The sequence below is a fragment of the Mycobacterium sp. TH-M82 genome (assembly GCF_057473605.1).
On sequence record NZ_JBYCKY010000349.1, the window covers coordinates 1 to 5,620 of the forward strand.

At 63.3% G+C, this 5,620-nt stretch carries 8 protein-coding genes, 1 tRNA gene and 1 pseudogene; 8 read left to right on the plus strand and 2 right to left on the minus strand.

All coding sequences use genetic code 11. The features are described from left to right. Window positions 1–416 (plus strand): annotated as a pseudogene (locus AC2VON_RS10760) (type I restriction endonuclease subunit R); the annotation flags it as partial. After that, window positions 413–628 carry a helix-turn-helix transcriptional regulator gene (locus AC2VON_RS10765; protein WP_102808231.1) on the plus strand — a complete coding sequence of 72 codons (216 nt, stop codon included), beginning with the start codon at window positions 413–415 and terminating at the stop codon, window positions 626–628. The pseudogene AC2VON_RS10760 and the gene AC2VON_RS10765, both read left to right, overlap by 4 nt. A gap of 12 nt (window positions 629–640) precedes the next feature. On the opposite strand, the gene AC2VON_RS10770 is transcribed toward AC2VON_RS10765, so the two are convergent. Continuing rightward, the gene (locus AC2VON_RS10770) at window positions 641–1,069 is read right to left on the minus strand and encodes an NUDIX hydrolase (protein WP_486952944.1); all 429 of its coding nucleotides are present in this window, start codon (window positions 1,067–1,069) and stop codon (window positions 641–643) included. 92 nt (window positions 1,070–1,161) lie between these two features. Between AC2VON_RS10770 and AC2VON_RS10775 the strand changes: the two genes are divergently transcribed. From AC2VON_RS10775 to AC2VON_RS10800, 6 genes are all read left to right on the plus strand, one after another. Beyond that, a complete protein-coding gene (locus tag AC2VON_RS10775) occupies window positions 1,162–1,941 on the plus strand; it encodes a GntR family transcriptional regulator (RefSeq protein ID WP_486952945.1) in 780 nt (259 codons plus the stop codon). A 100-nt stretch (window positions 1,942–2,041) separates the two neighbouring features. Further along, complete coding sequence (locus tag AC2VON_RS10780; RefSeq protein ID WP_486952946.1) at window positions 2,042–2,464, plus strand: plasmid replication, integration and excision activator; 423 nt, start codon at window positions 2,042–2,044, stop codon at window positions 2,462–2,464. Next, on the plus strand, window positions 2,461–3,783 hold the full coding sequence (locus AC2VON_RS10785) for an FtsK/SpoIIIE domain-containing protein (protein ID WP_486952947.1): 1,323 nt from the start codon (window positions 2,461–2,463) through the stop codon (window positions 3,781–3,783). Before AC2VON_RS10780 ends, AC2VON_RS10785 begins: the two co-directional genes overlap by 4 nt. Next, a complete protein-coding gene (locus tag AC2VON_RS10790; protein WP_486952948.1) occupies window positions 3,780–4,091 on the plus strand; it encodes a hypothetical protein in 312 nt (103 codons plus the stop codon). The genes AC2VON_RS10785 and AC2VON_RS10790 overlap by 4 nt, the downstream gene beginning before the upstream one ends. Window positions 4,092–4,095: 4 nt before the next feature. After that, window positions 4,096–4,332: a helix-turn-helix transcriptional regulator gene (locus AC2VON_RS10795; protein WP_005064313.1), complete on the plus strand. Its 237-nt coding sequence runs from the start codon at window positions 4,096–4,098 to the stop codon at window positions 4,330–4,332. Further along, the gene (locus tag AC2VON_RS10800; protein ID WP_486952949.1) at window positions 4,332–5,486 is read left to right on the plus strand and encodes a tyrosine-type recombinase/integrase; all 1,155 of its coding nucleotides are present in this window, start codon (window positions 4,332–4,334) and stop codon (window positions 5,484–5,486) included. Before AC2VON_RS10795 ends, AC2VON_RS10800 begins: the two co-directional genes overlap by 1 nt. A gap of 38 nt (window positions 5,487–5,524) precedes the next feature. On the opposite strand, the gene AC2VON_RS10805 is transcribed toward AC2VON_RS10800, so the two are convergent. After that, window positions 5,525–5,601, minus strand: a tRNA-Phe gene (locus tag AC2VON_RS10805). Between the last annotated feature and the right edge of the window lie 19 nt (window positions 5,602–5,620).

The window sequence follows — 5,620 nt, forward strand, 5'->3', positions numbered from 1 at the left end:
TCCGACTTCCGGACTTCGACGGAGAGCGAAAAGGCTCCGGGACACCCAAGCGAGGGCCTCTCGGTGAGGCGATCGACAAGGTGAACGAGATGTTCCGAGCCAAGGGAGTTGACGTGAACCCGGCAAGCGTCGCCGGGTTCATCACGACCTTGTGGGGATTCCTCGACGCGAACGAAGAGGCGGTGGCGATGGCGAAGAACAACACCGTGGCGCAGCTGAAAGCATCCGACGGGTTCAGCGGGGCCGTGGGGATCGCCGTGCTGAAGACAGTGAGCGAATCGCAGGAGATTCAGTCCTACATGACCGACCCGGCGTTCCTCGAGCAGATCTCGAACATCGCCGCGGATGCGCTTCACGCCCAATACAACTCCAGAGCTTTGGCAAAGGCCGGCGGTACGTCCCAGGAGGCACTGTGACCGCATCGACGGAGAGCCTCGGTGGAGTTGGTCGTGCTGTTCGCGATGCGCGCCGCGAACGGAAGTGGTCTCAGACGAAGCTCGGACACGAGGCTGGCGTGTCTCGCCCGACGATCGCCCGGATTGAACGCGGTGACGATGTCTCGGTTGCGACGCTGGCGAAAGTGACGGCGGCCGTGGGGCTCACAGTTCGCATCGAGGCATCCGCATAGATCTCGCCGGGCCTATCCCCCTACAAGGTCCACCCCGTCATGCGCCCGCGACTGTGACGACTCTCCAAAGGCGTCCAGCACACGCACCCCGAACGCCGGAACCATCGCAGACTGCACTTCTTCACTTGTCATCCAACGGATTTCACGAGCTTCCTCGGTGGCGTGAGGCTCACCGCCAGATGGCCGACAGCGGTACACCAACGCAACAATGCCATGAGTCAGGTTCTTGTAGACGCCGGTGAGCCGTTCTACGGTGACCTCAAGCCCGGTCTCTTCGAGCACCTCGCGCCGAACACCGGCCTCGAACGACTCGTCGAGTTCCAGGACTCCCCCAGGCGCCTCCCAACGGCCGTTGTCGTCCCGTTTGATTACCAGAACCCGGCCGTCATCGCGGACCACGATGCCGGCGACGCTGACCGAGTGCTTCGGTGTGGCTGCCATGCGAGACTCCTCCTGTGCGCCCGGTCCAGTCGTGACATGGGCGTGTCGTTTCCCTAGACTAGTCGCCTAGACATGTAGGGGAAGGCTCTCAGGTGCTGCAACTTGGCCAGATCGACCGGGCGGACGACAAGCCGCCGTATCGGCAGATCGCCAGCATGTTGCGTGACGCCATCAGCTCAGGCCAGCTTGCGGCCGAAGCGCGCCTGCCGTCCGAAGCCGCATTGATTGACCACTTCGGGGTCGCCCGGATGACGGTCCGCCAGGCTGTCCAGGAACTGCGGTCGGAAGGGCTGGTGATTTCTGAGCACGGTCGCGGCGTCTTCGTACGGCCAGCTCCCCCCATTCGGCGGCTCGCGTCCGACCGCTTCGCACGGCGACATCGTGCCAGCGGCAAAGCAGCGTTCACCGTCGAGGCAGAGAAGTCTGGCTACACACCCCAAGTCGACAACATTACCGTTACCCGCCAGCGGCCGGATTCTGCTGTTGCCGAACGCCTTCGACTGACTACAGACGATGACGTTGTCGTTCGATCCCGGCGCTACCTCGCTGACGGACGGCCCGTCGAAACGGCAACCTCATACATTCCCGCAGCCTTTGCTCAGGACACCAAGATCGAACAGACCGAAACCGGCCCTGGCGGCATTTACGCGCGGCTCGAAGACGCCGGCCACACCCTCGCCCGGTTCACCGAAGAAGTCGGCGCCCGGATGCCAACCCCCGAAGAGCGCCGTGCCCTGCAACTCCCAGCCGGGGCTCCCGTCCTGACGGTGGTTCGAACGGCCTACGACACCAATGACGTGGCTGTCGAAGTATGCGACACCGTGAAGGTCGCATCCGCCTACCTGCTGGAATACGACTTCTCTGCACGCTAAATCCACAAAAGCGACCAATATCGCGCTCAACGCTTGACTAACTCCTCTAGACGACTAGGTTGAGTAGACATCTAGTTCAATCCACTCGAAAGGTTCAGCAATGTCCATCCCCAAATGGCTCAAGATCGGCCACGACCAGGTGTTCTCGCTCGGCGCGTTCCTCGTATCCGAAGTGACGCCAATGATCGACTTCGACAAGTCCTCAGGCGAGAACCGCGTTCAGGCGAGAGACCGCGACACTGGCTTACCGATGTGGCAGGTCGAAGTGCTCGATGGCGATCCGGCCGCACCGAAGCGAAGCCGCACGGTGACCATCAAGTTCGCCGCGCCGACACAACCGACGGCACCCACCAATTCCAGCGGAACACCTTTCACACCAGTCGTTTTCGACGGCCTCATGGCGTTGCCGTATGTCGAGCGATCGGGCGATTTCTCTAGGATCGCGTGGTCTTTCCGAGCCTCGGACATGAGGGCGCCGGGTAAGCAATCTGCCAACGCAACGACAAGCCGGGAATCGGCATGAATCCCGACCCGTTCGCGCCAGTCGATATTGATAGCCCGTTCCGGCTCGACCACGTGCTGGACTTCCTGACCAACGTCGCCCTGGGCGTGGCGGTCATCGTCGGCGTCACCGGCGGAGCCCTCATCTACTGGCGACTGCACTCACCTGAGACGTACGAGGAACGATTCGCGACACCAGCTCGCCTCCTATGTTGGCGTTTCTGGGCGCATATCTCGTGGCAGAAGCTATGCAAGCGGTGCGGTTTGTCCGCCTCGGAGCAGGTCATGCGCCGTGACAACGAAGGTCGACAAGTTGCGTCGACGCGCTGGTTTCACCCAAAGTTGTTGGGAACAGACGCTTCTCGCACCACTCTGCGACTGACGGTGCGAGCACGGATGGGGCAGACTGTTGAGGACATGGAGCGTGCTGTTCCAGCGATTCGCGACGCTGCGGGCGCTCACTCGGCGCGGTCGGTGGTCGTATCTCCAGGTACGCTTCGGATCGAGCTGGTCATGCGGGAACAGCTGTCAACCACAGCCGACGCAACACCACCGACATCCGTGGCAACCGCACGAGTCACGCTCGGGCGATGCGAAAACGGGTCACCCTGGACCTTGCCGTTGAGCGGCCGTCACACCCTCACGGTGGGTTGCTCAGGCGCAGGCAAGGGCTCCATCTTCTGGGGCATCGCGGGCGGGCTCAGTCCCTCCGTAGCTGCGGGTGTGGTGCGCCTCGTGGGCATCGATCTGAAGTACGGCATCGAACTGTCGGTTGGGTCCGGCCTGTTCACGAAGATCGCCACCACCGAAGCCGATGCCGTGGAAAGCCTCGCCGCGCTGGAGAAGCTGATGAACAAGCGCGGCAACACGATGGCAGGCCGAACGCGTGAGCACAGTCCGACAAAGGCGTCACCCCTGGTGGTGCTGCTGATCGACGAGCTGGCCGGAGTGACCGCCTACATGAGCGATCCAGCCCTACGCAAAGAAGCCGCCGCCTCCTTGTCACGCATTCTCACGAAGGGCCGGGCGCTGGGAATCGTGGTCGCGGCGTTCCTGCAAGATCCACGCAAAGAAGTCCTGCCGATGCGGGGACTGTTCACCCAGACCATCGCACTTCGATTGCGATCCCGAGACGAAGTCGCGATGGTGCTCGGCGATGGGATGGCCGATACCGCACCCGCACAACGAATCAGCCCTGACCGACCGGGCACCGGTTACGTCATCGCCGAGGACGGACAAGTGACCAAGGTTCGATCCGACTTCTGGTCCGATGAGCAAATCCGCTCCACCGCAAAGCAATACGGACGTGCAAGCTCCCCCCGAAAGAAGGCAGCGCAATGACTTCCATTTTCGAACCACCCGACCAGACTCAATTGGCACGGCATGCAGACAACCTGATCTGCCGAGCCGTCCTCGTCTGCAGAGACGGATGGGACCAATACCGGCACCTCTGGTCGTGCGGCGAAGTCATAGGCACCGCCCTGGTCCTCGGCGACGACGCCGAACTCCAGCGCTGCGGCGAGACAACGATCTCTGCTCTGGAGCGATGGGCATTTGACCTGTGGGGAATCACCGGCGGCCAGTCCGACGTCGACAGCGGATTACAGCGCACGCGCGCATGGTTCGACTCGATCCGTGCAGCGAGGTGAAGCAATGGTCACTCACGGCCTCCGGGAGGCTCTCGTCGCCGCAGGCAACTTCCCTGAGCTGCTGACCGCAGAGCAGGTGTCGGCGCTTCTCGGCGTCTCGGCCGCAACCCTCAACCGCTGGGCGGCGATCCGTGAAACGACCGGCGAACAGATCGGCCCGCCCTGCTACACGCTGTCTGAGCGGGTCCGTCGCTGGGATTGTGCCGAAGTCCGGTCCTGGCTCAAGCAGGTGCGGCGGTAATGGCGGGCAACACCCCGCGCGGGATTCGAAAGCGCCTCAACGCCGCCGGGGAGCCTCGCTACCAAGTCCGCTACTTGATCCGCGACCCCGATGCACCGTCGGGCTGGGTGGAAACGTCGGCGACGTTCCCGACGCTGCGCGAGGCGAAGGCATTCAAATCCGAACGCGACAATGAGGCCGCGCTCGGCGCCCGTCGGTTCGACCCGCGGCTGGGCCGGACACCGCTGAATAGGGTCTGGACGCAGTTCTCCGACTCCAAGAAGCCGGCGGTATCACCGAAGACCTGGAGCGGGTACACGCAGCATTGGGAACTGCGCATCAAACCGCGGTTCGGCCACGTCCCCGTCGACGAGATCGCCCGGGCCGATGTCCAGGCGTTCGTCGACAGCCTGGCGGTCGGGCCGTGGGCGAAGGTATCGACGCTGCGTCTACTGCGGTCGGTTCTCGACGTTGCTCACCAGGATGGCCGCATCCACCGCAATCCGGCCCTTGGCGTCTCGGCTGGCCGGATCCCCGAGCGGGAGCGTCACCGATACCTCAGCGCACCTGAGGTCCAGAAGCTCGCGGCGGCCTGCGGCGACCAGGGCGATGTCGTGACCATCCTGGCCTACACCGGCCTGCGCTGGTCCGAACTCGTCGGCCTCCGCGTCAAGGACATCGACCTGACCGCCCGCCGCCTCTACGTACGGCGGGCCGCACCCGAGGTCGAAGGCCGCATCGTCATTGGGCCGCCCAAGACCCGAGCCGGGATCCGAACCGTCCCGCTCCCCCAAGTCGTCGTCGAGATCTTCAAGGGGCGCATCACCGGCCGGGAACCTGACGAGCCCGCCGTCACCTCACCCAACGGAGCGATGCTGCGCTCCAACAACTGGCGTCGGCACACGCATTGGAACAAAGCCCTGAAGAAAACCAACCTGGCTCCGTTAACCATCCACGATCTACGCCATACCTACGCGAGCCTGGCGAGAAAGTCGGGCGCTGACCTCCGTTACGTGCAGAAGACGATGGGCCACTCGACGCCGACCGTCACCGCGAACATCTACAGCGACCTCTATGCCGATGAACTCGACCAGGTCGCGACCAACCTCGATCAGCTTCACGCAACCGAGACTCACACACCGAAGACCGGACAAGAACCGGACAAAGAAATCTGACAACCGAGTGCAAGACCCGTGTCGATGCAGGTCAAAGATGGTGGCCAGGGCCGGGATCGAACCGGCGACCTTCCGCTTTTCAGGCGGACGCTCGTACCGACTGAGCTACCTGGCCGGAAGGCAAAATGAGTGCC